The organism is Stenotrophomonas maltophilia, from assembly GCF_006970445.1.
GTDB lineage: Bacteria > Pseudomonadota > Gammaproteobacteria > Xanthomonadales > Xanthomonadaceae > Stenotrophomonas > Stenotrophomonas maltophilia_AU.
The window spans coordinates 805,201-831,767 of the sequence record NZ_CP033877.1; the positions used below are offsets into that span (position 1 = coordinate 805,201).

Below are 26,567 nucleotides of genomic sequence, written 5' to 3' on the forward strand. Positions count from 1 at the left end.
AACGGACCGGCTGACGGCGTGGTTACCCGACAGGCAGACAATGTTCCCGGTGATCTGGGAACGGTGGATCAGGCAGCTTCAGCAACGGCACCGCTGCTGTTGCTTACCGACGAGCGGATCAGGTGGTCGAACGCGCTCAGTGCGGCGGTCGAGCCGGCGCCCATGGCGATGATGATCTGCTTGTAGGGCACCGTCGTGCAATCGCCAGCGGCGAACACACCCGGCAGGTTGGTCTGGCCGCGGTCGTCGATGACGACCTCGCCACGCGGCGACAGCGCCACCACGTCCTTCAGCCACTCGGTGTTGGGCAGCAGGCCGATCTGCACGAAGATGCCTTCCAGCTCGACGCGGTGGGCATCGCCGCCGACGCGGTCCTTGTAGACCAGGCCGGTGACGCGGCTGCCGTCGCCCAGCACTTCGGTGGTCTGCGCACTGGTCAGCACGGTGACGTTGGCCAGGCTGCGCAGCTTCTTCTGCAGCACTTCATCGGCGCGCAGGCTGGAATCGAACTCCAGCAGGGTTACATGCGACACGATGCCGGCCAGGTCGATGGCCGCTTCCACGCCGGAGTTGCCGCCGCCGATCACCGCCACGCGCTTGCCCTTGAACAGCGGGCCATCGCAGTGCGGGCAGTAGGCCACGCCCTTGTTGCGGTACTGGTCTTCGCCCGGCACGTTCATCTGCCGCCAGCGCGCGCCGGTGGACAGGATCACCGAACGCGACTTCAGCACCGCGCCGTTCTCCAGCTGCACCTGCACCAGGCCGTCTTCGCCGGCCGGCACCAGCGCACTGGCGCGCTGCAGGTTCATGATGTCCACCTCGTACTCGCGCACGTGCTGTTCCAGCGCCGCAGCCAGCTTCGGGCCCTCGGTCTCTTTCACCGAAATGAAGTTCTCGATCGCCATGGTATCCAGCACCTGGCCACCGAAACGCTCGGCGGCGATGCCGGTGCGGATGCCCTTGCGTGCGGCATAGATCGCCGCTGCAGCACCGGCCGGGCCACCGCCGACCACCAGCACGTCGAAGGCGTCCTTGGCGGCGATCTTCTCGGCATCGCGCTTGCTGGCGTTGGTATCCAGCTTGGCCACGATCTGTTCGAGGGTCATGCGGCCCTGGTCGAACACTTCACCGTTGAGGTACACGGTCGGCACCGACATGATCTCGCGCTTCTCGACTTCATCCTGGAACAGGGCGCCGTCGATGGACACATGCTGGATGCGCGGGTTGAGCACCGCGGCCAGGTTCAGCGCCTGCACCACGTCCGGGCAGTTCTGGCAGGACAGCGAGAAGTAGGTTTCGAACTTGTATTCACCTTCCAGGTTCTGCACCTGCTCGATCAGCTCGGCGGTGGCCTTGGACGGATGACCGCCAACCTGCAGCAGCGCCAGCACCAGCGAGGTGAACTCGTGGCCCATCGGCAGGCCGGCGAAGGTCAGGTGGATGTCCTGGCCCGGGGTGCCCAGGTCGAAGGACGGCACGCGGCCCTGACCATCGCGCAGCACCTGCAGCGAGATCTTGTCCGACAGGGTTTCCAGGGTCTGCAGCAGCTCCAGCATTTCCTGCGACTTGGCGCCGTCGTCGGCGTGCGCGGTGATCTGGATCGGGCGGGTCACGCGCTCCAGATAGGTCTTCAGCTGCGACTGCAGGTTGGCGTCCAACATCGGGTCATCTCCTGGCTTCAGGCAAACAGGGGGCGTGGCACCGCTGTAGAAGGTAGCGGACCAGCAGGGGGTAGGGGTGAACCCAAGACAGCGACCGTGGAAGGGGCTGGCTGGCCAAGGCTGGCGTGCGTTGGCTGTCTTGGGTTCACCCCCACGCCGGCGGGGGGACCGGCACGGGGATGAAGGGCGCGCCGTGGCGTGGGGCCACGGCAGGCCGGTACTGCCTTAGATCTTGCCGACCAGGTCCAGCGACGGGGTCAGGGTCTTCTCGCCTTCCTTCCACTTGGCCGGGCAGACCTGGTTCGGGTTGGCGGCGGTGAACTGGGCAGCCTTCAGCTTGCGCAGGGTCTCGGACACGTCACGGGCGATCTCGTTGGAGTGGATCTCCAGGGTCTTGATCACGCCTTCCGGGTTGATGATGAAGGTGCCGCGCAGGGCCAGGCCTTCTTCTTCAATGTGCACGCCGAAGGCGCGGGTCAGCTGGTGGGTCGGATCGCCGACCAGCGGGAACTGGGCCTTGCCGACGGCCGGCGAGGTTTCGTGCCACACCTTGTGCGAGAAGTGGGTATCGGTGGTGACGATGTAGACCTCGGCGCCAGCCTTCTTGAACTCGGCGTAATGGTCAGCCGCGTCCTCGATCTCGGTCGGGCAGTTGAAGGTGAAGGCGGCCGGCATGAAGATCAGGACCGACCACTGGCCCTTCAGGGTGCTGTCGGAAACCTTGATGAACTCGCCATTCAGGTAAGCATTGGCTTCGAACGGCTGGATCTGGGTGTTGATCAGGGACATCGTTTTTCCTCTGGGTGAAGGGGAGTGGGTGAATCGACAGGAGCTAGGTTACCGACTCGCTAGCGATAAGAACAATCCATTGATTGCATCTATTTGATAGATGGAGTCTATCAGAAGGTCATGAGCAGGCACTGAACCCTGCTGCTTCCATCCTGCAACTGCCTGTGTGACAAGGAAAATCTCCCGGAGGCACGGAATGGGGCCGATAGCCCCTCCTTATTCCCTCCCGTAGGACCTGAACGAATTCCAGCTTTTGTAGAGCCGTGCCCATGCTCGGCTGCGGGTGGAGCGGCCGAGCATGGGCTCGGCCCTACAATTGCGGAATGTCTTTCCAAACCGAACCCACCCTGCGCCAGATCGTGGCCGACGCCAGTGCCCGCCTGGGCGGCGTCGAAGCCCGCCACGAGGCGGAGCTGCTGCTGCTGCACGTGCTGGACCGCCCGCGCAGCTGGCTGTTCGCACATGCCACCGATCCGCTGGCCGCTGCCGACCAGGCCGCCTTCGAAGCGTTGCTGGCCCGTCGCGTGGCCGGTGAGCCGGTCGCCTATCTGACCGGTCGACGCGGATTCTGGACACTGGATCTGGAGGTCGACCCGGCCACGCTGATCCCGCGTCCGGAAACCGAGCTGCTGGTCGAGCTGGCGCTGGAGCGGCTGCCGTCAGACCAGGCGTTGCAGCTGGCCGACCTGGGCACCGGTAGCGGCGCGATCGCCTTGGCACTGGCCAGCGAACGGCCGCAGGCACGGGTGCTGGCCACCGATGCCAGCGCGGGCGCGCTGGCCGTGGCTGCGCGCAATGCCGCCCGCCATGAACTGGGCAACGTCCGCTTCGCCGAGGGCGGGCACGACTGGTATGCGCCGCTGCAGGGCCTGCGCTTCGACCTGATTGCCAGCAACCCGCCCTATATCGCCAGCGACGACCCGCACCTGGAACAGGGCGACCTGCGCTTCGAACCGACTACCGCGCTGGCCTCCGGCGTCGATGGCCTGGATGACATCCGCCGTATCGTCGACGGTGGCCAGGCCCACCTGCTGCCCGGCGGCTGGCTGCTGATCGAACACGGATGGGACCAGGGCGCGGCGATCCGCGCGCTGTTCGAGTCGGCGGGGTTTGCCGAGGTGCAGACCGTGCAGGACCTGGAGCAGCGTGACCGCATCACCCTGGGTCGGCGTCCGGCCTAGAATGGAGGTTCTCCTGCCCCGGCAGGGCATCACCCTGGAGCTGCAAGCATGCGTACGCTGTACCCCGCCATCACCCCCTACGACGTCGGTACCCTGAAGGTCGACGACCGCCACACGCTGTACTTCGAACAGTGCGGCAATCCGGACGGCAAGCCGGTGGTGATGCTGCACGGTGGCCCGGGCGGTGGCTGCAGCGACAAGATGCGCCAGTTCCACGACCCGTCCAAGTACCGCATCATCCTGTTCGACCAGCGCGGTGCCGGCCGTTCCACTCCGCACGCCGACCTGGTGGACAACACCACCTGGGACCTCGTTGCCGACATCGAGAAGCTGCGCGAGCACCTGAAGGTCGATCGCTGGCAGGTGTTCGGCGGCAGCTGGGGCTCGACCCTGGCCCTGGCCTACGCCGAAACCCACCCGCAGCGCGTGACCGAGCTGGTCCTGCGCGGCATCTTCATGCTGCGCCGCTGGGAGCTGGAATGGTTCTACCAGGAAGGCGCCAACCGCCTGTTCCCGGATGCGTGGGAGCATTACCTCAAGCCGATTCCGTCGGTGGAACGCCATGACCTGATCTCGGCCTTCCACCGCCGCCTGACCAGCGAAGACGAAACCACTCGCCTGGAAGCGGCCAAGGCGTGGGCGGTATGGGAAGGCGCGACCAGCTTCCTGCACGTCGATGATGACTTCATCAACAGCCACGAAGACCCGCACTTCGCACTGGCCTTCGCCCGCATCGAGAACCACTACTTCGTCAACGGCGGCTTCTTCGAAGTGGAAGACCAGCTGCTGCGCGACGCCCACCGCATCGCCGACATTCCTGGCGTGATCGTGCATGGCCGCTACGACGTGGTCTGCCCGCTGGCCAACGCCTGGGACCTGACCAAGGTGTGGCCGAAGGCGAAGCTGGAGATCACCCCGGCCTCGGGCCATTCGGCGTTCGAGGCCGAGAACGTGGACGCGCTGGTGCGCGCCACCGATAGCTTTGCCTGATCGGTAACGCCGGGCCATGCCCGGCGCTACCAACCCTCATCCACGCATGGCGTGGATCTACCACAGCCCGGTAGTGCCGGCCGCTGGCCAGCAAACCTGAGACGTTTGGATTCCTGCAGGCGCCGGCCAGCGGCCGGCGCTACCAATCCCCGGCCAGCAACGCGTCGGCCAGCACCTGCAGCTTCGGCGAATGCTGGCGCGACGGTGGGTAGATCAGCGACAGCGCGCGGCTGCGCCCTTCAAACGGCTGCAGCACGCGCTGCAGGCGGCCGTCGGCCAGCGCATCGGCCACCGCGAAATCCATCACCTGCACGATGCCGATACCGGCGATGGCCGCTTCCACCAGCGGATCACCGCTGTCGAACACCATCCGCGTTGGCGGGGTGAACTCGCGCAGTTGCCCGTCCTGCAGGAACTGCCAGTCCACCAGCCGGCCACTGCGCAGGTTGCGCACCGCCAGGCATGCGTGGCCCTGCAACGCCGCCACATCGTCCGGTGCACCACAGCGGGCCAGGTAGTCCGGGCTGGCCACCGTCACCCAGCGCAGAGGGCGCAACGGACGCGCGACGATGCGCTGGTCGGCGATGACGCCGGTGCGCAGCGCGGCGTCGAAACCTTCCTCGACCAGATCGACCAGGCGGTCGCTGAGCACGGCTTCCACCTGCAGCTGCGGGTGCTGTTGCAGCAACGGCACCAGCAGCGGCACCAGCACCTTGCGCCCGAACATCGATGGCGCGCTGATCTTCAGGGTGCCCGCGGGCGTGCACGGACGGTCGGCCAACAGGCGTTCGGCATCCTCGAAACCACACAGCAGGGGCGCGACCTGATCGACGAACTGGCGGCCATCCGGGGTCAGCGCCACGTTGCGGGTGTTCCGCTGCAGCAGCTTCACCCCCAGCGTGGCCTCCAGCCGACCGATCGCGCGCGACAGGCCTGACTGGCTCAGGCCCAGCTGCCCGGCGGCGACGGTGAAACTGCGGGCTTCGGCCACCTGCACCAGCATGCGCACCGCATTGAGGTCCATCGACAGTCCATTCATGCTGAAAATCATGACAGATATGGCTGGAAAGGGGTTTATTGATCGCTCTGCATCAATGAGACTGCGCTCCCCCCAACGCACCCGACCGCCGATGCCTCCCCTCAAGTACCCGCGCTGGGCGCTGACCCTGCTGGCCACCGCCCAGCTGATCATCGCCCTGGACGCCACCATCATCTTCGTCGCCTTGCATGACATGGGGCGCGCGCTGCAGATCAACGCGCAGCAGCTGCAGTGGGTGGTCAGTGCCTACACCGTCGCCTTCGGCGGCAGCCTGCTGCTTGGGGGGCGTGCCGCCGACCTGATCGGCCGCCGCCGCTTCTATCGGCTGGGTATGCTGCTGTTCGCACTGGCGTCGCTGCTCGGTGCGCTGGCGCCGAATGCCACTCTGCTGATCATCGCGCGCGCGGCACAGGGTATCGGCGCGGCACTACTGTTCCCGGCCACGCTGGCACTGATCAACACGCTGTACGCGGAAGGTCCGGTGCGCAACCGCGCGCTGGCGATCTGGAGCATGGCCAGCGCGGTGGGCCTGGCGCTGGGCACGCTGCTGGGTGGCGTGCTGACCCAGGCATTCGGCTGGCCGGCGGTGCTGGCGGTGATCGTGCCGCTGGCCACCGCCTGTGCGGTCGCCGCAGGCGCGTGGTTGCCGGCCGATGGCCCGCGTGCGCAGGGCCGCTCGTTCGATCTGGCCGGCTGCATCACCGTCACCCTCGGCGGCAGCCTGCTGGTGACCACCCTGGTGCAGGGCCCGGAATGGGGCTGGACCGCACCGGCCACGCTGGGCTGCCTGCTGCTGTCGGTGCTGCTGCTGGTGGTGTTCGTGCAGATCGAGCAGCGCAGCCGCGATCCGCTGATGCAGTTCGCATTGCTGCGCCTGCCCGGACTGCGCGCCGCGCTGGGCCTGACCTTCGCCTTCATGAGCAGCTACGGGGTGCAGTACTACTTCATGGCGCTGTACTTCCAGGACGGCTACGGCTGGAGCCCGCTGCAGGCCGGCCTGGCGTTCCTGCCGGCCACCGCGGTGTGCACGGTCGGCATCCAGCTGGCCGAGTGGACGCTGCAGCGCTGGAGCGCGCGCAAGGTGCTGGTGGTCGGGCAGCTGGCCGGTGCCATCGGTATCGCCTGGGTGGCCGCGACACTGCCGCACGGCGCGAGCTTCTGGCCGCTGCTGCCCGGCGTGGTGGTGCTGAGCATCGGCCAGGGCATGACCTGGACCTCCATGTGGATCGTGGCCGGGCAGGGCGTGCCGTCTGCACAGCAGGGCGTGGCGTCGGGCATGGCGGCCACCGCGCAGCAGATCGGCGGTGCGCTGGGCCTGGCGGTGCTGGTGATGGTGGCCAATGCCGATGCGGGTGCCGCCGGTTCGCCGAATGCACTGGCCGGTCTGGTGCGCGCCGAATACGGCGCCGCGTTGTTTGCCCTGTTCGGCGTGGTCATCGCGCTGGGCCTGCGCCCGGTAGACTCGGCGGCGAGCGCCTGCCTGGCCAACGACGCATGAACGAACTGCTGGACCTGCAACAGACCCTGCAAGCCTTCGCGGCCTGCAACGATGACGATGAGGTGTGGGACACCTTCGGCTGGGTAATGGCCAGCGACGAGAACCTGCTGGAGGCACGGCTGTGGCTGCCTTCGTCCAGCGATGAAGCACTGGATGACGACGGCGAGCGATCGGCCGCTTCGGCAGCGATGGGGCTGTTCCCGTACCTGGAACCGGCCACGTTCGCCGACGTGCTCGACGTGCAGAAGCGGCAGCGCCCGCTGTCATCCGTGCAGGACTACGCGCAGGCGTTGGCGTACTACGCTGAATTCGATGCGTTCCAGCAGGTCGATGGCATCGACGTAGCCCTGGGTGAGGCGACGGTCGAAGACCAGGCGGCTGCGCGGGAGGTGGGTGTGGGCGCAGGTATCTTCGCGTCCTTCGATCTGGTGCTGGGCGCCTGTCCGGAGCTGCAGGTCAAGGCAGCAGCCCAGCGCGTAGCACGCCTGCTGGAGATTCCGGTGGGCGAGGCGTTGGCACGCTGCCGTGCGTTGCCATTAGTGCTGGGTGAAGCGCTGGATCGTCGCCGCGCGCAGGTGATCAAGGATGACTTCACCGCCATCGGCGCAACGCTGCAGGTGCGCGGCTACAAGCCGTTCCCGTGGATGGCGGCTCCCGTATTGCGTTGAACAACACCATCCACGCCATGCGTGGATGACCCTCACCCGGCCGCCAGCAACTGTGGCTGCAACACGCTGAAGATCCGCGCCAGCCGCTCCGCCCACGCCTGCTGTCCGGCGGCATTGGCGATCAGGTCCTGGCGGATCTCCAGTTCCACGTGCACCAGCCCACGGCCTTCGCCATGCACCGGCACCGCGTAGTCGCTGGTACTGCTGACCGAATACGGTTCGTTGTCACCCACCACCAGGTCGCCTTCATCGCGCAGTGCCTGCAGCAGCGCATGCGCAAAGCGCGTGTCCTGGTGGTAAAGCACGCCGGCATGCCACGGCCGCTGCGTGCCGTTCATCACTGGGGTGAAGCTGTGCATCATCACCAGCAGGGTGGGGCGGCCGGCATCGCGGCGTGCATCCAGTTCCGCGTCGATGCGCGCGTGGTAGGGCGCGTGGATCGCATCGATGCGCTGCTGCCGCTGTGCCACCGATAGCCCGGCATTGCCCGGGACCACGGTGTGGTCGCTCACTTCCGGAATCAGCGTCGGCGAGGCCAGTGGGCGGTTGCAGTCGATCAGCAGCCGCGAATAGGTCTGTTCGATCGCCCAGGCGTCCAGCCGTTCGGCCAGTGCACGGGTGGTGCCGGCAATGCCGATGTCCCAGCCGATGTGGCGGTCCAGCTCGGCCTGGGCCAGGCCGAGCCCGGTCAGCGCGCGCGGCACCTGCTGGCCGGCGTGATCGGCCAGCAGCAGGTACGGCGAAGCGCCCTGCGGCCGGTGGAGGGTGTAGATCGCCGGGTCGTCGGCGCCGAGCAGTGCTGGCAGCGCATGCAGGTCGGCGTCAGCCACGCGGGCGTCCATCCAGATGGTGCTCGATCATCCACAGCCCGGCCCACAGCTTGGCGTCCAGCTCGTAGCCTTCGCCCATCTTCTGCACCAGCCAGGCCGCAGCCTCGCTGCGTGGAATCTCGTGCACGGTGATGTCCTCGCTGTCATCACCGCCACCTTCGCCGATCCGGCGCAGGCCGGTGGCGCGTACGAAGGCGATCTTTTCGCTGCTGGCACCGGAGGAGGTCGGGCCGATCATCAACACTTCGGCGTGATCGGCGGTCCAGCCGGTTTCTTCTTCCAGCTCGCGAACGGCCGAAACTTCAATCGATTCGCCGGCGTCGATGTCGCCGACCAGGCCGGCCGGCATCTCGATGGTGGGTGCCTGCAGCGGTACGCGGAACTGTTCGACGAACAGCACCTTGTCCTCCGGGGTGACGGCGATGATGATCGCGGCAAGGCCACCAGCATGGGTGCGTTCGCTGTATTCCCAGGTACCGCGCACCAGCATGCGCTGGTACTTGCCTTCGTAGACGACGCGCGGGGCTTCGGTATTGCGCTGGCTCATGCGGGCTCGCTGTGGGTGGGAAGAGGGTCGGCCACTCCGGCGGCATCGAACAGCCGGCGGCGGGTCATCGGGCCGAAGCGCAGGGTCTGGCACAGGCCGCCGAGCAGCTCCGGATCGGCGGATTGGCGCAGCAGCCCGGGTTGGCTGCCTTCCAGTGGCGCGTCCAGCGCGATGGTGGTCAGCTGGCGCCACAGCTGGGCGTGCTCGCGCTGCTCGCGCAGGCGCACGGCCATCTGTGCAGCGCCACGCAGGCGCAGGAACGGCACTTCGTCCAGCCGCTCGTACAGCGCATCCATGCTGCCGAAGTGGGCCAGCAGCACGGCGGCGGACTTGCTGCCGACGCCACTGACACCTGGAATGTTGTCCACCGCATCGCCGCACAGCGCCAGGTAGTCGGCGATCTGGTGGGCGTGCACGCCGTGCCGCGCCTTCACTCCGGCCACGTCCCAGCGCTGGTTGCGGGCGTAGTCCCACTGCTCGTCGTGGTCGACCAGCAGCTGCGACAGGTCCTTGTCGGCGGAGATGATCACCCCGCGATGGCTGCCACGGTGCACGTGCAGGGCGCTGCCGATCAGGTCGTCGGCCTCGTATTCGTGGTGGGCCAGGACGGCAAGGCCCAACGCCGCGCACAGCGCCTTGCAGTGCACGAACTGGCGCTTGAGCGCCTCCGGTGCCGGATCACGGTTGGCCTTGTAGGCCGGATACAGCCGGTGGCGGAAGCCGCTGTCTAGCGCTTCGTCGAAGGCGATGGCGATGTGCCGCGGGCGCTCGCGCTCAAGCAGGTCCAGCAGGAAGCGGGCGAAGCCGTGCACCGCATTGGTGGGCCAGCCCTGCGCGTCCTGGAACTGATCCGGCAGCGAGTGCCAGGCACGGAACACGTAGATGCTGGCGTCGACCAGGTACAGCGACGGCGGTGGCGCCGGCAGGGTCATGCCGGCGGCGTCCAGTCGCGCAGCAGGGCCGCCGGGTCGGGGCGCTCGCGCTCGGGCACATCGGCCCTGGCTGTGCCGATGTGGATGAAGCCGGCGATGCGTTCGCCTTCGACCAGGCCCAGCTCGGCCTGCACGACCGGATCGAAGGCCATCCAGGCGGTCAGCCACTGCGCGCCGAAGCCCAGCGCCTGCGCGGCCTGCAGCAGGGCGAAGCAGACGCAGCCGGCGGTCATCAGCTGTTCCTGTTCGGGCACCTTCGGGTCCGGGCGCGGGCTGGCCACCACCACGATCACCAGCGGTGCATGGCTGAAACGCTGGCGGTCCTTCTCGAACACGGCCTCGCCCGCATGCGGGTCGCGCTGGCGGCTGCGTTCGGCCAGGAAGTCACCCAGAGTGTGACGTGCATCGCCGGCGATTTTCAGGAAGCGGAACGGCACGCGCTTGCCGTGGTCGGGCACGCGCACCGCCGAGGCCAGCATCCGCTGCAGGGTGGCCGGGTCCGGTCCGGGCTCGCCCAGTTGCCGCGAGGGCACCGAGCGGCGGGCATCCAGGGCGAGCAGGGCAGCGGGGTCGGGCATGGAGTCTGAACCGGTCATCACGGGTGTTTGATTATAGTCGGGGTGGTCAATGACGCCGTCTGTGTCGCGTCCGGCCCCTGAATACCAAACTGTGATGAACATCATGCCACTGGCGGGAAACGGACAGCCGCTTCCCCTCGCCTCGTGGGCCTTGCACGGCTTACGATATCTGTCTTGCCGGGCCGCCGGTCATGAGGTTTGAAGTGAGGACTGTTTCACTGTCCGTGACGGGCTGGCCGGCCTACCATCGACGTTCCGGTACATGGGGTGTGCCGGTCGTCGCGAAGTCCGTGCTGTCTGTCGTACCAGAGAAGGTGGGGAGCCTTCCCGAATGATGAGCGTGCCCACACCGATGGGATCGCCGGGCCGTGACCCGGCCCAGCTCCAGCTTGCCCGGGACATGGTCCTGCCCGCGCTGTGCCAGGCCTTCGGGGCGGCACTGGCGCGTTTCGACGATGCCCTGTTCGACCGCGCCGGCAATGCCGGCTCGTCGCAGTTGCTGTTCCTGGACGCGATGCGCGAACTGCGCCGCCGCCGTGAGGACATCGCTGCCGCCTTCGCCGGCCACCTGCAGCAGGCCTGGGCCGCATTGGCGGCCGGTGAGCCGCTGTCAGCCGAGGCGACCCTGTCCGGGCCGGCCGAGGATGGCCTGAGCCTGCTGGCCGAACACGTACTGGAATCGCGGTTGGCGGTGCGCAACTTTGCCACCGTGCTGCTGCGCGACTTCAAGCCGGTGCTGGCGCGGCTGGATCGCCGCCTGGGCCGGTTGATCGGCGGCGCGGAACTGGACGCCGACCACAATCCGATCAGCCCCGAACATCTGGGCGTGGCCATCCACGAGGCCTTTGCTGGCTGCGAACTGGCCCCGGAAGTACATCTGGTGCTGATCAAGCTGTGCGAGCGCGACCTGCGCGCACCGGTCGGCCGCATCTACGAGAAGCTGGACGAACAGCTGGCCGCGGCCGGCGTGATGTCGCAGATGGGTGCGCCGCAGCGTCCGCTGTCGGCGGCGCCGGATCCGCGCATGGCCGGGATGCTGGATGATCTGGTCGAGCAGCGCCAGAGTGCGGGCTTCGACCCTGGATTCAGCGATGACGAGCAGGCCGCACCGGCCTGGGCGCAGCGCTTTGCCGCGCGCTGGTCCGAGCGCCGCGGCCACATGCAGCAGCATCTGGGCGGCGAAGACGGCGGCACCGGCGAGGCCTACGCAGGCCAGCAGGGCATGCTGCTGGAAGCGCTGCACGAACTGCTGCAGCAGACCCGCCACGTGCGTGAGGACGCGACGTCGGCCGCGCAGGTGGCGATCGGCCAGCAGCGTCCGCTCAGCCAGCGCGAAATGATGTCGGTGCTGTCGCTGCTGCAGGCCACGCCCAGCGCGACGCTGCGTGCAGCCATCGGCGAGGACGGCGAATCGCTGGCGCAGCGGCTGAAGAGCGAAGTGCTGTCCAGCGCCACCCAGCTTGGCGTGGACCCTGGCCAGACCCGCCTGGACCCGCAGGACGAGGATGCGATCGACCTGGTCGGCATGCTGTTCGACGTGATGCTGGATGAGCGTGAGCTGGAAGGCCGCTCGCGCGAACTCATCGGCCGCCTGGTGGTGCCTTTCGTCAAGGTCGCCATGCTCGACCGCCGCATGTTCGTGCAGAAGACCCATCCGGCGCGCAAGCTGCTCAACTCGCTGGCCGAGGCCTGCGAGGGCAACACCGGCGAGAGCCAGGCCGAGCGCATGCTGATGGCCAAGGTCGAGGAGATCATCGAGCGCCTGGTGGCCGAGTTCAACGAGAACCTCGCGATCTTCCTGACCCTGGAAGAAGAATTCCGCGAGTTCCTGGTGCAGCATCGCCGCCGCGTGGAAATCGCCGAGCGCCGTGCCGCGGAAACGCAGCGCGGGCAGGAAAAGCTGGAAATGGCCCGCAGCCGGGCCAGTACGGAACTGGACCGCCGCATCGGCGATGCCACCCTGCCGCCGGCCATTGCCGAGTTCCTGCGCCAGCCATGGCAGCACCATCTGACCCTGGCACTGCTGCGCGAGGGCGAAGAAGGCGCGTCGGTGGCCGAGGCATTGAGCCTTGGCGATGGCCTGCTGGAGGAAGTGGCCGAGGCCCGCCGCCAGATCGTCGGCAAACCGTGGCTGCAGGCCTGGCAGCCGGTGCTGGCCAAGGTGTTTGCCAGCGTCGGCGTGCACGGCGATGCGGCCACCGGGGCGATCGACGCCTTGCATGACACGCTGCAGGGCATCGCCGAGTCGCGGCCCGAACTGCAGCGCGCGCTGCCCGAGCTGCCGCAGGTCGCGCTGCCGGCGCCGCCAGTGGCTGAATCGCCAGCGGTGGAGCTCGGCGGGCAGATCGACGCCGATGATTTCGACAATGCCGATGCCGACCGCTTCCGCCGCATGGAAATCGGCAACTGGCTGGACTTCGTCGACAAGGACGGCAAGGTGCAGGCCGGCAAGCTGTCCTGGGTCAGCCCGATTTCCTCGCGCCTGCTGTTCGTCAACCGTCGCGGCGTGCGCTTCTGCGTGGCCTCGCCGGAGGAGCTGGCGGTGATGGTGCGGCTGGGCCGCCTGCGTGCCCACGTTGACGATGGCGCCTTCGACAGCGCCATGCAGGGCGTGATCGACCGCCTCGACCCGGGCAGCGCCACCCTGCACTGAGCGCTGGCTGCCTGCTAGGATCGGGGAAACTCACCGATCAGCGGGGACCTGCATGGCCGTGGCGTTGCTGGGGATCAAGGAGACCGCGCCGGGTGAACGGCGCGTGGCGTTGACGCCGGAAACCGCGCGCAAGCTCGGTGCCTTGGGTATTACCGTCTGGTACGAGGCCGGCGCTGGCCTGGCCGCCGGCTTCACCGATGCCGCCTATGACGATGCCGGCGCACGCGTCTTCGACGCGGGCCGCTGGGCCGAGATCGATATCCTGCTGTGCGTGCAGGCGCCCGCTGCGACGGTGCTGGAGCAGCTCAAGCCCGGTGCCAGCGTGGTTGGCCTGCTGGCCCCGGCCACCGATCCGGCGCTGGCCGCATTGGCGGCCGATGATCGCCTGCAGCTGTTCCCGCTGCAGCAGCTACCGCGCACCACCCGTGCGCAGGCGATGGATGTACTCAGTTCGCAGGCTGGCATGGCCGGTTACAAGGCGGCGCTGATCGCCGCCGAACGCGCGCCGCGCTTCTTCCCGATGCTGACCACCGCCGCCGGCACCGTGCGGCCAGCCAAGGTGCTGGTGATCGGCGCCGGCGTGGCGGGCCTGCAGGCCATCGCCACCGCGCGGCGTCTCGGTGCGCAGGTGGAAGGTTTCGACGTGCGCCCGGAAACCCGTGAGCAGATCCAGTCACTGGGCGCGCGCTTCCTCGACCTCGGGGTCAGCGCGGCGGGCGAGGGTGGCTATGCGCGGGCGCTGACCGACGAGGAGCGCGCCGAGCAGCAGCGTCGGCTGGCCGACCACCTGCGTGGCGTGGACGTGGTGATCTGCACGGCCGCGGTGCCCGGGCGCCCGGCGCCGACCATCGTGACCGCCGCGATGGTGGAGGGCATGGCCACCGGCAGCGTCATTGTCGATCTGGCGGCCGAGAGCGGCGGCAACTGTGCATTGACCCAGCCGGGGCAGTGCATCGAGCACCAGGGCGTGACCATCGATGGCCCGCTGGGCCTGGCCAGTCGCGGCGCGACCCAGGCCAGCGAGATGTATGCGCGCAATCTGCTCAACTTCGTTGCGCTGTTCGTGCGCGAAGGGCAGCTCGATTTCGACTGGGACGACGAGCTGCTGGCGAAGACGCGCTGGCAGGCGTGAATGACATGGGGTCAGATCCCTTTGCCAGAGGCAAAGGGATCTGACCCCGTTCCCCGTGGCGTTACCTCGGCTTTGCCGGCGGTGGATTGTCGCGCACCCAGTCCCGTCGCTGTTCCGGCGTCATCTGCGACCAGCGCTCGCGCAGTGCGTCACGCTGTGCCGGCGGCATGTTGCGCATCTGCCCGAACAGGGCCCGTGCCTGCTCGCGCTGTTCCGGGCTCATGTGCTCGAAGCGGCGCAGGCCGCGGCGGGCCTTGTCGCGCTCCTCTGGGCTCATCAATTGCCAGCGCTGGCCATGCGAGAGCATGCGCTGGCGCTGGCCGGCATCGGCACTGTTCCAGCGGTCGCGCAGCGGCGCCAGCAGGGACTCGCGCTGGGATTCGCTCAGCTGCTCCCACGCCGGCAAGGGTGCGGTCGGTGCGGGGCGTGTGGCAGGGGCGGGCGCGGTGCTTTGCGCCAGCGCCGGGACGGCCGGCAGCAGCGACAGGGTCAACAGCAGCGGCAGGGTAGGCAGTCGGAACATGGTTCACTCCATCGCCAGGTCGGTATCGCCCAGCCACAGGTACAGATCGGGATTCTCGTCGTACAGCGCGCTGTTGTCTTCCACCGAGGCCAGCACGGGGGCCGGCGCCGGGCCGGCAAGCGTGCCGTGGCCGATGAACTGCAGGCCGATGCCCAGGGCCACCACCAGCGAACAGGTGCTGGCCAGCCACCAGCGCCAGCGCCCGCGATGAGCGGCCGTGGCGCCGTGGCGAGCCTGGCGCAGCCGTGCCAGCGTGGCCGGCGACAGCGCCTGCAGCGACTGCGCATGCAGGCTGCGCAGGGTGTCATCGGAAGGCAGGGAGCGGTTCACGGGTGGGTCTCCAGGTAGTCCTGCAGCGCCTGCCGGGCGCGTGCCAGATGGGTTTTTACCGCGCCTTCGCTGCAGCCCATGGCACGGGCGGTGGTGGCCCCGTCCAGGTCCTGCAGCACGCGCAGGGTGAAGGCCTCGCGCTGGCGGGCGGGCAGGCGGCGCAACGCGTCCACCAGCTGCTGGTACTGCTGGCGCTGTTCATGCGCCTGCGCTGGGTCCGGGCCGGGGTCGGCCCAGTCGATCCCGCTGCCTTCCGCGTCCTGGTTGTCGCGCCAGAACGGCAGGCGGAAGCGGCGCCGGCGCTGCATGTCGATCACCCGCCGGCGCAGGATGCTCCAGAACAGCGGCGCCCATTCGGCCGCCGGCTTGTCGGCGTAGTCCAGCATGCGCAGCAGCGCATCCTGCACGGCGTCCATGGCATCTTCGCGCTGGCGCAGGCCGGCCTCGGCGAAGCGGAACGCACGCGGGCCAACGCTGGCCAGGAACGCCTCCAGCGATGCCGGCAGGGCATCGGTCTCGGCGCTCGGGGGGACGGGGCTGCTCACCAGCACAGGGTACGGTTCCTCGCTCGGGGTCACCATCGACAACGCGTGAGCGCCGCCGCGGTTGACACCGGGTGCGCGCGGGTTCAGCCCGTGGTTATGATGGGGCGACGAAGACAGAGCGGGAGCGTTGCCAGTGAGTGACGGGTTCGTGGCGCTGTACATCTTCATGCTGGCGGCCATCGCCGGCCACGTGATCATTTCGCGGGTGCCGGTGATCCTGCACACCCCGCTGATGTCGGGCTCCAACTTCATCCACGGCATCGTGCTGATCGGTGCGATGGTGGTGCTGGGGCATGCGCAGACGCCGCTGGAGAAGGCGCTGGGCTTCCTTGCCGTGGTGCTCGGTGCCGGCAACGCCGCCGGTGGCTACGTGGTCACTGCGCGCATGCTGGAAATGTTCAAGCCGAGCGCGCCCAAGGGCGGCAAGGACGAGCCGAAGGAGCCGCAGGCTTGAACATCAGCACCGTCGAACTGCTCGATTGGCTGGTCAAGGCCAGCTACCTCGTCGCCGCCACGCTGTTCCTGCTGGGCCTGCAGCGCATGGCCTCGCCGCTGACTGCGCGCAGCGGCATCCGCTGGGCCGGGCTGGGCATGCTGCTGGCCACGGTGGCGACTTTCTTCCTGCCTGAACTGCATAACGTGCCGCTGATCCTGGTGGCGCTGCTGCTGGGCGCCGGCCTGGCCTGGTGGTCGGCCGGCAAGGTTGCCATCACCGACATGCCGCAGATGGTGGCGCTGTACAACGGCATGGGCGGTGGCTCGGCGGCGGCGATCGGTGCAGTGGAGCTGCTGCGCTACGCCTTCCTTGCCAACCGCGATACCAGCCACTGGAGTGCACAGGCGCTGGCCGACCTGGCCGCGCGCCAGCCGTCGGGCATGGTGCTGCTGCTGGCGGTGGTCGGCGCGGCGATCGGTGCGGTGTCGCTGTCCGGTTCGGTGATCGCCTGGGCCAAGCTGGATGGGCGCCTGGACAAGCGCGTGACCTGGCCCGGCCAGCAGGTGATGAACCTGCTGGTGGCGCTGGTAGTGGTGGTGCTGGCGATCATCGCGGCCAGCACGCTCAATACCTGGGCGATCGTCGCCTTCTTCGTGCTTGCACTGGCACTGGGCGTGCTGATGACGTTGCCGATCGGCGGCGCCGACATGCCGGTGGTGATCTCGCTGTACAACGCGTTCACCGGCCTGGCGGTGTCGTTCGAGGGCTACGTGCTGGGCAACGAGGCGTTGATCATCGCCGGCATGATGGTCGGCGCGGCGGGCATCCTGCTGACCCGGCTGATGGCCAAGGCGATGAACCGGCCGATCCGCAATGTGCTGTTCTCCAACTTCGGCGCCGGCGCCGGGGGCGAAGCGCAGGCGATCACCGGCGCGCAGAAGCCGATCGAAGCGTCGGATGTCGCGGCGATGATGGCCTATGCCGAACGCGTGGTGATCGTGCCGGGTTACGGCATGGCCGTGGCACAGGCGCAGCACAAGATCTGGGAGCTGGCGCAGCGGTTGGGCCAGCGCGGGGTGAAGGTGAAGTTCGCGATCCACCCGGTCGCCGGGCGCATGCCAGGGCACATGAACGTGCTGCTGGCCGAAGCCGGCGTGCCCTACGACCTGATCGCCGACATGGACGACATCAATCCGGAATTTGCCAACACCGACGTGGTGCTGGTGATCGGTGCCAACGACGTGGTCAATCCGGTGGCACGCACGGACCCGGCCAGCCCGATTTACGGCATGCCGGTGCTGGATGTGGTCAATGCGCGCAACGTGGTGGTGATCAAGCGCGGCAAGGGCACTGGCTTTGCCGGCATCGAGAATGCGCTGTTCTACGCTGACAACACCCGCATGCTGTACGGCGACGGCGCTGAAGCGGCCGCATCGCTGGTGAGCGAGCTGAAGGCGCTCGACGGCGGGCATTGAGGGCCGGGGTCGGATCCCTTTCCGCAGGAATGGGCTCTGACCCCTTTGCCGGCCAGCGGCCGGCACTATCGAATCCACGTGTGGCGGCTGCATTGGGTAGGTGCGGACCCTGGTCCGCACGCGTTTGCCGGCCAGCGGGCGGCACTACCGAATCCACGTGTGGCGGCTGCATCGGGTAGGTGCGAACCTTGGTCCGCACGCGTTTGCCGGCCAGCGGCCGGCACTACCGAATCCACGTGTGGCGGCTGCATCGGGTAGGTGCGGACCTTGGTCCGCACGCGTTTGCCGGCCAGCGGCCGGCACTACCGAATCCACGTGTGGCGGCTGCATCGGGTAGGTGCGGACCCTGGTCCGCACGCGTTTGCCGGCCAGCGGCCGGCACTACCGAATCCACGCATGGCGTGGATCCACGTGCTCAGCGCGCCAGCCAGGCGCCTACGGCCACGGCCACGGCCAGCCACAGCCATTCCACCGCGCCGTTGGCCAGGGTAATCAGCGTCCAGGCCAGGTGCGGACCCATCCGCATCGTGGCGTCCCACAGATCCAGCCCGATCGAACCGCCCATCCAGGCGCTGGCGATAGCCCAGTTGGCCACGGCGGCCACCAGCAACGTGCCGAGCACGACCAGGGCGACGCGCAGCCGGCCCGGGCCCAGCGTGCCCAGGCGCAGCATGAACACCAGTTCCAGGGCGGCCAGTACCGCCATCCAGCCGACCTGCCGGCCGGTCATCAGCGCCAGCACCATCCAGGCGAGGGGAGCAACAAGCAGACCCAGCAACAGCATGAGGGGCCAGAGCCAGGTCACGGTCCTGGCACGCGCGGCATTGGAGGACATCGAAGCTCCCTGAAGATCGCCCACAGGATACTGTGGTTTGCCGCAGTGCACCGGCGGTGCCGGGGCGGCTGGGCTAGAATGCCGTCTTGCGTGGCCGCGGCCACGGCCCCATATCGGTCCCCATGTATTCCCGTAGCAGCGAACCTGTCCACTTCGAACGCGATTGCGAGGCCGTGATGGTCCCGCAGGGCGACACCGTGACCCTGCCTGCCGGCAGCTATGGGTACATCACCCAGGCGCTGGGTGGCAGTTATTCGGTGTTCGTCGAGGGCAACCTGTTCCGCATCGCCGGCAAGGACGGCGATGCCATCGGCAAGGAGGCGCCGGCACCGCTCGAGCTGCCGGCCGACGCCACCGATGAGCAGGTGGAACAGCTGGTGTGGCAGCAGCTGCGTACCTGCTTCGACCCGGAAATTCCGGTCAACATCGTCGAACTGGGCCTGGTCTATGAAGTCGAGATCAAGCACCTGGACGAAGGCAAGCGCGAGATCGACGTGAAGATGACCCTGACTGCACCGGGCTGCGGCATGGGCGAGATCCTGGTCGACGACGTGCGCAGCAAGCTTGAAATGATCCCGACGGTGGCCGAGGCCGACGTCGACCTGGTGTTCGACCCGCCGTGGAACCAGCACATGATGTCCGAGGCGGCGCGGCTCGAGACCGGCATGCTTTGACCCAGGGCCCGCAGTGACGCGGGCCCGGCACTACCCGCAACCAGAACAGGAATCCTCCGGTGTCCCAGTCCATCCCCAGCTTCGCCGTCACCCGTTCGGACCACCCGCGCAGCGCTGAAGAGCGCGCCAAGATCCTGGAGAAGCCGGGCTTCGGCCTGCACTTCACCGATCACATGGTGGAAGTGCGCTGGGACAAGGACACCGGCTGGCACAACGCCAACGTACGTGCCTACGGCCCGCTGCAGCTGGACCCGGCCGCGGCCGTGCTGCACTACGGCCAGGAAATCTTCGAAGGCATCAAGGCCTACCGCCATGCCGACGGCTCGATCTGGACCTTCCGCCCGGATGCCAACGGCCGTCGCCTGCAGCGTTCGGCGCAGCGCCTGGCGCTGCCGGAACTGCCGGTGGAGATCTTCGTCGAATCGCTGAAGCAGCTGATCGCGGTTGACAGTGACTGGGTGCCGTCGGCCGATGAGTCGAGCCTGTACTTCCGTCCGTTCATGATCGGCGACGAAGCCTTCCTCGGCGTGCGCGGCGCGCACAAGGCCGGCTACTACGTCATTGCCAGCCCGGCTGGCCCGTACTTCGCCAAGGGCGTCGCTCCGGTGTCGATCTGGCTGTCGACCGAGTACGCACGTGCGGCCAAGGGTGGCACCGGTGCCGCCAAGTGCGGCGGCAACTACGCCGCCTCGCTGCTGCCGCAGCAGAAGGCGCAGGCGCAGGGCTGCTCGCAGGTGCTGTTCCTCGACCCGGTCGAAGGCAAGTACCTGGAAGAACTCGGTGGCATGAACGTGTTCCTGGTCTACAAGGACGGCACGCTGGTCACCCCGGAACTGTCCGGCAGCATCCTCGAGGGCATCACCCGCGAGAGCATCCTGCAGCTGGCCCGCGACCGTGGCATGAAGGTCGAAGAGCGCAAGGTCAGCATTGACGAATGGAAGGACGGCGTTGCCTCCGGTGCGATCAGCGAAGTGTTTGCCTGTGGCACCGCCGCGGTGGTCACCCCGATCGGCCAGCTGAAGGGCGAGGGCTTCTCGGTGGGTGACATCAACGCGCCGGCCGGCGAAGTGACCATGTCGCTGCGCAAGGAACTGACCGACATCCAGTACGGCCGCCTGCCGGACCGCCACAACTGGCTGGTCAAGCTGGGCTGATCGCCCACGCTGAACTGTAGAGCCGAGCCCACGCTCGGCTGCGCTTCTGGAAAGCCCGTCCCTGTGACGGGCTTTCTGCGTTTTGGACAGGTGGGTGGGGTCAGATCCCTTTCCGTGGAAAAAGGGATCTGACCCCGCCGACAGTGGACGCCGATGTCGGCAAAGTCATCGCAGGACACGTGATGACCCAGTCAGGTGCGTGCAGGGCACGAGAAAGTTCCTTCACCTTCACAAACCTTCGACCCGAGAAGTCTCAGAACGAACATTTCATCTTGCTGAAAAGACGCTGAAAATCTTGTGGTGTCCGGTTTTGGTCTTTAGCGTCATCTGCACGGCGGATCGTTAGGGGGATCCGCTGACTCACCGGTCTTCGAACCTCGCCAACGCAAGCCAGCCCAGGGTTCGGGCCGGTGCTTCTGCCGATTCCGGCATTCACACCACTAGAAAGGGAAATACGATGTCCCAGGTAACGCAACCGCGTGTGCGTCGAGTGTGGGTGGTTCTTGGTGCGTCCGTTCTGTCATCGCTGCTGCTGGCCACGCCTGCGCTGGCCGGTGACGTCCAGCTCAGCGGCCTGCAGTCCGCGCCGACGCACCAGCGCTTCATCGTGAAGTACCGCGACGGCAGTGCGCCGGTGGCCAACACCACCGCACTGGCTTCTTCGCTGAAGAGTGCCGCTGCCGGCCTGGCCAGCAGCCAGGGCCGCGCGCTGGGCCTGCAGGAGGTCCGCAAGCTGGCCGTCGGCCCGACCCTGGTCAGGACCGATCGCCCGCTCGACCAGGCCGAATCCGAGCTGCTGATGCGCAAGCTCGCCGCCGACCCGAACGTGGAATACGTCGAAGTCGACCAGATCATGCGTGCGACGCTGACCCCGAACGACACCCGCTTCAGCGAACAGTGGGGCTTCGGTACCTCCAACGCGTCGATCAACGTGCGGCCGGCCTGGGACAAGGCCACCGGCACCGGCGTGGTGGTGGCCGTGATCGATACCGGCATCACCAACCATCCCGATCTCAACGCCAACATCCTGCCGGGCTATGACTTCATCAGCGACGCCGCGATGGCACGCGATGGCGGTGGCCGCGACAACAATCCGAACGACGAAGGCGACTGGTACGGCGCCAACGAGTGCGGCTCGGGCATCCCGGCCTCCAACTCCAGCTGGCACGGTACCCACGTCGCCGGCACCGTGGCGGCGGTGACCAACAACAGCACCGGCGTGGCTGGTACTGCGTTCAATGCCAAGGTCGTGCCGGTGCGCGTGCTCGGCAAGTGCGGCGGTTACACCTCCGACATCGCCGACGCGATCGTGTGGGCTTCTGGCGGCACCGTCAGTGGCGTGCCGGCCAATGCCAACCCGGCCGAAGTCATCAACATGTCGCTGGGTGGCGGCGGTACCTGCTCGGCCACCTACCAGAATGCGATCAACGGCGCGGTCAGCCGTGGTACCACCGTGGTGGTCGCCGCTGGCAACAGCAACACCAACGTGTCCTCGTCGGTGCCGGCCAACTGCGCGAACGTGATCGCGGTGGCGGCCACGACCTCGGCCGGTGCGCGTGCCAGCTTCTCCAACTACGGTGCCGGCATCGACATTTCCGGCCCGGGCCAGAGCATCCTGTCCACCCTCAACACCGGCACCACCACGCCGGGCAGCGCTACCTATGCGTCCTACAACGGCACCTCGATGGCGGCGCCGCATGTGGCCGGCGTGGTTGCACTGATGCAGTCGGTGGCGCCGACCGCGCTGAGTCCGGCACAGGTCGAGAGCATCATCAAGAGCACCGCACGCCCGCTGCCGGGCGCCTGCTCGGGTGGCTGCGGCGCCGGCATCGTCGACGCCAATGCGGCCGTGGATGCGGCGATCAATGGCGGTGGCCCGAACCCGGGCGGCAATGTGCTGCAGAACAACGTGCCGGTGACCGGCCTGGGTGCTGCAACCGGTGCCGAGCTGAACTACACCGTCGCCGTTCCGGCCGGCAGCACCCAGCTGCGCGTGGCGATCAGTGGCGGCAGCGGTGATGCCGACCTGTACGTGCGCCAGGGCAGTGCCCCGACCGATACCACCTATACCTGCCGTCCGTACCTGAGCGGCAACAGCGAGACCTGCACCATCAACAGCCCTGCCGCCGGCACCTGGTATGTGCGGGTGAAGGCCTACAGCACCTTCTCGGGCCTGACCCTCAACGCCCAGTACTGAGCCCAAGTCCCTCTCCAAGGGCACGCCCCGGTTCCGGCCGGGGCGTTTTTCTTTGGGTAGGTGCCGACCTTCCGGGGCGTCTTCTCTTTGGGTAGGTGCCGACCTTGGTCGGCACGCTGTTCCTCAGACCGACTCGAAGCGGTTCGCAGCGACGTTCTTGCGCACGTGCTGCGGGTCGAAAATGCGCCCGTTCATCGCGATGTACACGCCGGTCGGCAGCGACTGCACCGCACCGATCGCACAGCCGATGTTGAACTCGGCATCCGAGCCGCGGAAGCGTGCCGGGCTCAGCGCGCCGGTCATCACGATGGTCTTGTCCGGGATCGTCGCCAGCACCTTGCCGGTCTGCACCATCGAATCGGTGCCGTGGGTCACCAGCACGTGCCGGGTCGGCTGCGCGGCGATGGTGGCGCGGATCAGCTCGCGGTCCTCATCGTTGATGTGCAGAGAATCCTTGCGCAGGATCGGAATCACGTTGAAGCGGAACGTCACGCCCAGCTCGCGCAGGATCATGCCGATCTGCGGATCGCCGATCTGGTAGTCCGACTTGTCGTCGAAGTAGATCTTGTCGATCGTGCCACCGGTGGTGACGACCAGGAGCTCTTCCATCATGTGCATGCGCGAAACCAGGACAGGTACTGCGGCGCGGGGCCAGGAATGCAGATGATACGGCCCTGCGGGCGCAGCGTCAGCGTCGCTTGCCGAAGCGGGCGCGCAGGCCGGGCAGGCTGGCGCTGAAGATCACCAGCAGCGCCAGCGCGATCTCGATCAGCGCCAGCCAGCGCGTTTCCGGGTGGCTCCAGGCACTCATCACGCCGTGGCTGAACCAGCCCAGCGCCAGCACCGAGGCCCAGAATCCGGCCTTGCGCCAGCCCAGGCGCACGGCGATGGCCAGCGCCAGCGGTGGTGCGGTGAACACCAGCTGGGTTGCCAGCCAGTGCTTGTCATTGATGAACCAACCCGCGAACAGGGCGGCCAGCCCCATCAGGGCCAGCAGCAGGACCGTGCGCGGGGCGCGGTTCATCGGGCCAACCGCTGCGCGATGTCGGCCACCCGGCGCCCCAGCGCTCGCGCCAGCACTGCTTCGTCGTCGGTCGGCTGCGGGTCGTCGGCGGCACCGGCCACGTGGCTGGCGCCGTAGGGTGTACCGCCACTGGTGGTATGGCTCAGCGCCGGCTCGGTGAATGGTATGCCGACGATCACGCAGCCATGGTGCAGCAGCGGCACCTGCATCGACAGCAGGGTCGATTCCTGCCCGCCATGCATGGATGCGGTGGACGTGAACACGCCGGCCGGCTTGCCGGACAGGGTGCCGTTGACCCATTCGGCGCCCAGCCCATCCAGGAAGTGCTTCACCGGCGCGGCCATGTTGCCGAAGCGGGTCGGGCTGCCGAGCAGCAGGCCCTGGCATTCGACCAGGTCCTGCACGCTTACGTAGGGGGCGCCATCGTCGGGGACTGGCGGCTGCGCGGTCTGGGTCACTGCGGCCACCGGCGGCACCGTGCGCAGGCGCGCGGTCATGCCCGGCACCTCGCCGATGCCCCGCGCGATCTGGCGCGCCAGCCGTGCCACCGAACCGCCCCGGCTGTAGTACAGCACCAGAATCTCGCCCATCGTGCCCGCTTCTCCTCGTCGTGTGGCCACCAGTATGGCTATCCTGCGAGCATTCCGCATCGGGTACCCTTTCGCCGATGGAACCTTTGGATACGCTCAACCTGTGGATGGAGCGCGCGCGGGATCGCGCACGGGCCATCAGTTTCGGCCGCTTCCTGTGGCATCGCTTCCTCGACGACCGCCTGTTCCAGGCAGCGGCGGCGCTGGCGTACACCACGGTGTTCGCGCTGGTGCCGCTGGCCATCGTGGTATTCGGTGTGCTGTCGGCCTTCCCTGTCTTCGACCGCTGGAGCGATCAGCTCAGCGACTACGTGTTTTCCAACTTCGTGCCCTCTGCGGCGCGCGCGGCCGAGGGCTACCTGCGGCAGTTCTCGGCCAGTGCCGGCCAGCTGACGGCGGCCGGCTTCATCGCACTGGTGGCCTCACTGCTGATCACGCTCAACAGCGTGGAAGAGACCTTCAACCAGATCTGGCGGGTCGGCTCGACCCGGCCCAAGCTGACCCGCTTCCTGGTCTACTGGACCGTACTGACCCTGGGCGCCATGCTGGCCGCCGCATCGCTGGCGGTATCGGCGAGGGTGTTCGCGATGCCGTTGTTCGGTACCCAGGAGGGCCGTTGGCTGGCCGAGTTTGCGCTGCGCCTGGCGCCGATCCTGATCGAGTTCGTCTGCATCACGCTGATGTTCCGGGTGGTGCCGCACCACACCGTGAAATGGCGGCACGCCGTGCCCGGCGCGATCCTGGCGGCGGTCATCCTTGAACTGGTGAAGTGGGGCATCGGCGCCTACCTGGGCAGCTTCCAGTCCTACCAGAAGCTGTATGGCACGGTGGCTTTCGTGCCGATCCTGCTGCTGTGGATCTACCTGTGCTGGGTGGCCGTGCTGCTCGGCGCGTCGCTGGCCTCATCGATGGCGGCCTTCCGCTACCAGCCGGTTGAACTGCGCCTGCCGCAGGGTTACGAGTTCTACGGCCTGCTGCGCCTGCTCGGTCGCTTCCACCATGCCCGTGCCAAGGGTAAGGGCCTGGCCGACGATGAAATCCTGCGGCTGGAACCGCTGCTGACCGACTCCCTGCTGCAGGATCTGGCCTGCAACCTGCAGGAGATCGGCCTGCTGCGCCGCGATGAACGTGGCGAGTGGCTGCTGTCGCGAGACCTGGACCAGGTCAGCCTGGCCGATCTGTACGAATGCACCCAGCTGCGCATCCCGGTTGCCGAGCAGCACCTGCCGTACCGCGATGACAGCCTGGGCCGTGCCGCATTGGCGGCGCTGGACGATCTGCGACTGCCCCTGCGTGAACGCCTGAAGCGCAAGGTCAGTGATATCTATACCGAATCTGGAGACACGCCATGACCCGCAAGACCCCGTTGCCGCTGCTGCTTCCATTGACCCTGCTGCTGGCCCTGGCCGCCTGCAAACCGGCACAGGAACCGACTCCGGCCAGCAGCCAGCCGCCGGCGCAGGCACCGACGCCGAGTGCACCGGCACCGGTCGAGGAGACCCCGGCCGAGCGCACCACCGCCGAGTTCCCGACGCTGAAGATGAAGGCGGTGGATGGCAGCGACTACGACCTGGCCGCGCATCGTGGCAAGTGGGTGGTGGTGAACTTCTGGGCTACCTGGTGCGCACCGTGCCGCAAGGAGATGCCTGAGCTGTCGGCGCTGCATGCGATGCGCAGCAACATTGAGGTGGTCGGCCTGGCCTATGAGGACATCGAAGTGCCGGAGATGCAGTCGTTCCTGACCAAGCATCCGGTGACCTATCCGATCGTGATCGTGGACCCGTTCGATCCACCGGCGGACTTCGCCACACCGCGTGGCCTGCCGCTGACGCACCTGCTGGATCCGCAGGGCAAGCTGGCCCACACCTTCCTCGGCCCGGTGACCGCCGCCGACATCGAAAAGCAGATCGCGGCTGCCAAGTAGTGGGTTGGTCGGCAGGGCCTGCGGCCCTGCACCCGTGGAGGCCAGAGCAACGGCAACGGCAACAGCCGAAGCAAAGGCGGGTCTCCTGAGGGATGGCGGGCTGGGTCCGGTTGCGGGGGGCGCTGCAAGTACGTCCATGTAAGCTCGGTCGCCGCATCCATGCGGCTCACGCCCCCGCAACCGGACCCACCCCGCCTTCGACAGATTTCCGCGATCTGTCGGGACGGCATGGGGTCAGATCCGTTTTCCGAAGGAAAACGGATCTGACCCCAAATGAATCTCGATATCTGACAGATGTGTCGACCAAGGTCGACACCCACCAACAGCCGCAGGAATCTGCCAGAGGTGGGGCGGTGTGGGTG

General features: G+C 67.6%; 27 protein-coding genes. 13 read left to right on the forward strand and 14 right to left on the reverse strand.

Features of this window, described 5'->3' with window-relative positions; all coding sequences use genetic code 11:
• Positions 1-68 precede the first annotated feature (68 nt).
• Both ahpF and ahpC read right to left on the reverse strand, forming a co-directional pair.
• Positions 69-1,661, reverse strand: coding sequence for an alkyl hydroperoxide reductase subunit F (gene ahpF / locus EGM71_RS03590; protein WP_188487874.1), 1,593 nt, complete (start codon positions 1,659-1,661; stop codon positions 69-71).
• Between the two features lie 225 nt (positions 1,662-1,886).
• The gene (gene ahpC / locus EGM71_RS03595) at positions 1,887-2,450 is read right to left on the reverse strand and encodes an alkyl hydroperoxide reductase subunit C (RefSeq protein ID WP_025877950.1); all 564 of its coding nucleotides are present in this window, start codon (positions 2,448-2,450) and stop codon (positions 1,887-1,889) included.
• A 323-nt stretch (positions 2,451-2,773) separates the two neighbouring features.
• Between ahpC and prmC the strand changes: the two genes are divergently transcribed.
• On the forward strand, positions 2,774-3,631 hold the full coding sequence (gene prmC / locus EGM71_RS03600; RefSeq protein ID WP_188487876.1) for a peptide chain release factor N(5)-glutamine methyltransferase: 858 nt from the start codon (positions 2,774-2,776) through the stop codon (positions 3,629-3,631).
• 48 nt (positions 3,632-3,679) lie between these two features.
• The gene (pip, locus tag EGM71_RS03605; RefSeq protein ID WP_032130095.1) at positions 3,680-4,621 is read left to right on the forward strand and encodes a prolyl aminopeptidase; all 942 of its coding nucleotides are present in this window, start codon (positions 3,680-3,682) and stop codon (positions 4,619-4,621) included.
• A gap of 139 nt (positions 4,622-4,760) precedes the next feature.
• On the opposite strand, the gene EGM71_RS03610 is transcribed toward pip, so the two are convergent.
• Positions 4,761-5,645, reverse strand: a complete 885-nt coding sequence (locus EGM71_RS03610) for a LysR family transcriptional regulator (protein WP_188489741.1) — start codon at positions 5,643-5,645, stop codon at positions 4,761-4,763.
• Positions 5,646-5,751: 106 nt separating this feature from the next.
• Between EGM71_RS03610 and EGM71_RS03615 the strand changes: the two genes are divergently transcribed.
• Both EGM71_RS03615 and EGM71_RS03620 read left to right on the forward strand, forming a co-directional pair.
• On the forward strand, positions 5,752-7,158 hold the full coding sequence (locus EGM71_RS03615; RefSeq protein ID WP_188487878.1) for an MFS transporter: 1,407 nt from the start codon (positions 5,752-5,754) through the stop codon (positions 7,156-7,158).
• A complete protein-coding gene (locus tag EGM71_RS03620; protein WP_188487880.1) occupies positions 7,155-7,826 on the forward strand; it encodes a DUF7716 domain-containing protein in 672 nt (223 codons plus the stop codon). The genes EGM71_RS03615 and EGM71_RS03620 overlap by 4 nt, the downstream gene beginning before the upstream one ends.
• Before the next feature lie 32 nt (positions 7,827-7,858).
• On the opposite strand, the gene EGM71_RS03625 is transcribed toward EGM71_RS03620, so the two are convergent.
• Genes EGM71_RS03625 through EGM71_RS03640 form a run of 4 tightly spaced genes read right to left on the reverse strand, consistent with a single transcriptional unit; the run spans position 7,859 to position 10,713 of the window.
• Positions 7,859-8,656 carry an N-formylglutamate amidohydrolase gene (locus EGM71_RS03625; RefSeq protein WP_188487882.1) on the reverse strand — a complete coding sequence of 266 codons (798 nt, stop codon included), beginning with the start codon at positions 8,654-8,656 and terminating at the stop codon, positions 7,859-7,861.
• Positions 8,649-9,203, reverse strand: a complete 555-nt coding sequence (locus tag EGM71_RS03630) for an NUDIX hydrolase (protein WP_126928727.1) — start codon at positions 9,201-9,203, stop codon at positions 8,649-8,651. Before EGM71_RS03630 ends, EGM71_RS03625 begins: the two co-directional genes overlap by 8 nt.
• Positions 9,200-10,135, reverse strand: coding sequence for a 5'-3' exonuclease (locus EGM71_RS03635; protein WP_188487884.1), 936 nt, complete (start codon positions 10,133-10,135; stop codon positions 9,200-9,202). Before EGM71_RS03635 ends, EGM71_RS03630 begins: the two co-directional genes overlap by 4 nt.
• Positions 10,132-10,713, reverse strand: a complete 582-nt coding sequence (locus EGM71_RS03640) for a nitroreductase family protein (protein WP_188487886.1) — start codon at positions 10,711-10,713, stop codon at positions 10,132-10,134. Before EGM71_RS03640 ends, EGM71_RS03635 begins: the two co-directional genes overlap by 4 nt.
• Positions 10,714-11,044: 331 nt before the next feature.
• Here EGM71_RS03640 and EGM71_RS03645 point away from each other — a divergent pair, with 331 nt between their 5' ends.
• Positions 11,045-13,366, forward strand: coding sequence for a DUF1631 domain-containing protein (locus EGM71_RS03645; RefSeq protein WP_188487887.1), 2,322 nt, complete (start codon positions 11,045-11,047; stop codon positions 13,364-13,366).
• 52 nt (positions 13,367-13,418) lie between these two features.
• Positions 13,419-14,498, forward strand: a complete 1,080-nt coding sequence (locus tag EGM71_RS03650; protein WP_188487889.1) for an NAD(P) transhydrogenase subunit alpha — start codon at positions 13,419-13,421, stop codon at positions 14,496-14,498.
• A 61-nt stretch (positions 14,499-14,559) separates the two neighbouring features.
• Here EGM71_RS03650 and EGM71_RS03655 read toward each other — a convergent pair whose 3' ends face one another.
• From EGM71_RS03655 to EGM71_RS03665, 3 genes are read right to left on the reverse strand one after another with little or no spacing between them, the layout of a single operon-like run.
• Entirely contained in the window at positions 14,560-15,021 is a 462-nt protein-coding gene (locus tag EGM71_RS03655; RefSeq protein ID WP_188487891.1) for a DUF3106 domain-containing protein, read from the reverse strand.
• 3 nt (positions 15,022-15,024) lie between these two features.
• Complete coding sequence (locus EGM71_RS03660; protein ID WP_188487893.1) at positions 15,025-15,351, reverse strand: hypothetical protein; 327 nt, start codon at positions 15,349-15,351, stop codon at positions 15,025-15,027.
• The gene (locus EGM71_RS03665) at positions 15,348-15,932 is read right to left on the reverse strand and encodes an RNA polymerase sigma factor (protein WP_188487895.1); all 585 of its coding nucleotides are present in this window, start codon (positions 15,930-15,932) and stop codon (positions 15,348-15,350) included. The genes EGM71_RS03660 and EGM71_RS03665 overlap by 4 nt, the downstream gene beginning before the upstream one ends.
• A gap of 97 nt (positions 15,933-16,029) precedes the next feature.
• Here EGM71_RS03665 and EGM71_RS03670 point away from each other — a divergent pair, with 97 nt between their 5' ends.
• A complete protein-coding gene (locus EGM71_RS03670) occupies positions 16,030-16,350 on the forward strand; it encodes an NAD(P) transhydrogenase subunit alpha (RefSeq protein WP_005408173.1) in 321 nt (106 codons plus the stop codon).
• On the forward strand, positions 16,347-17,807 hold the full coding sequence (locus EGM71_RS03675) for an NAD(P)(+) transhydrogenase (Re/Si-specific) subunit beta (protein ID WP_188487897.1): 1,461 nt from the start codon (positions 16,347-16,349) through the stop codon (positions 17,805-17,807). The genes EGM71_RS03670 and EGM71_RS03675 overlap by 4 nt, the downstream gene beginning before the upstream one ends.
• A 415-nt stretch (positions 17,808-18,222) precedes the next feature.
• Here the strand turns inward: EGM71_RS03675 and EGM71_RS03680 are convergent, their stop codons facing one another.
• The gene (locus tag EGM71_RS03680) at positions 18,223-18,642 is read right to left on the reverse strand and encodes a hypothetical protein (protein ID WP_188487898.1); all 420 of its coding nucleotides are present in this window, start codon (positions 18,640-18,642) and stop codon (positions 18,223-18,225) included.
• A 122-nt stretch (positions 18,643-18,764) separates the two neighbouring features.
• Here EGM71_RS03680 and sufT point away from each other — a divergent pair, with 122 nt between their 5' ends.
• The 3 genes from sufT to EGM71_RS03695 all read left to right on the forward strand — a co-directional run bounded on the left by sufT (position 18,765) and on the right by EGM71_RS03695 (position 22,667).
• On the forward strand, positions 18,765-19,316 hold the full coding sequence (sufT, locus tag EGM71_RS03685; RefSeq protein ID WP_005415385.1) for a putative Fe-S cluster assembly protein SufT: 552 nt from the start codon (positions 18,765-18,767) through the stop codon (positions 19,314-19,316).
• Between the two features lie 59 nt (positions 19,317-19,375).
• Complete coding sequence (locus EGM71_RS03690; RefSeq protein ID WP_058980362.1) at positions 19,376-20,470, forward strand: branched-chain amino acid aminotransferase; 1,095 nt, start codon at positions 19,376-19,378, stop codon at positions 20,468-20,470.
• Between the two features lie 457 nt (positions 20,471-20,927).
• Complete coding sequence (locus EGM71_RS03695) at positions 20,928-22,667, forward strand: S8 family peptidase (protein ID WP_188487900.1); 1,740 nt, start codon at positions 20,928-20,930, stop codon at positions 22,665-22,667.
• 123 nt (positions 22,668-22,790) lie between these two features.
• Here the strand turns inward: EGM71_RS03695 and EGM71_RS03700 are convergent, their stop codons facing one another.
• From EGM71_RS03700 to wrbA, 3 genes are all read right to left on the reverse strand, one after another.
• The gene (locus tag EGM71_RS03700) at positions 22,791-23,276 is read right to left on the reverse strand and encodes an asparaginase domain-containing protein (RefSeq protein ID WP_040009892.1); all 486 of its coding nucleotides are present in this window, start codon (positions 23,274-23,276) and stop codon (positions 22,791-22,793) included.
• Between the two features lie 79 nt (positions 23,277-23,355).
• On the reverse strand, positions 23,356-23,691 hold the full coding sequence (locus tag EGM71_RS03705) for a DUF2069 domain-containing protein (protein WP_188487902.1): 336 nt from the start codon (positions 23,689-23,691) through the stop codon (positions 23,356-23,358).
• Positions 23,688-24,281, reverse strand: a complete 594-nt coding sequence (wrbA, locus tag EGM71_RS03710; RefSeq protein WP_012510135.1) for an NAD(P)H:quinone oxidoreductase — start codon at positions 24,279-24,281, stop codon at positions 23,688-23,690. The genes EGM71_RS03705 and wrbA overlap by 4 nt, the downstream gene beginning before the upstream one ends.
• Positions 24,282-24,358: 77 nt before the next feature.
• On the opposite strand from wrbA, the gene EGM71_RS03715 reads away from it, so the two are divergent.
• Positions 24,359-25,633, forward strand: a complete 1,275-nt coding sequence (locus tag EGM71_RS03715) for a YihY family inner membrane protein (protein WP_188487904.1) — start codon at positions 24,359-24,361, stop codon at positions 25,631-25,633.
• Positions 25,630-26,205, forward strand: coding sequence for a TlpA family protein disulfide reductase (locus EGM71_RS03720; RefSeq protein ID WP_188487906.1), 576 nt, complete (start codon positions 25,630-25,632; stop codon positions 26,203-26,205). The genes EGM71_RS03715 and EGM71_RS03720 overlap by 4 nt, the downstream gene beginning before the upstream one ends.
• The last annotated feature ends 362 nt before the right edge of the window (positions 26,206-26,567 follow it).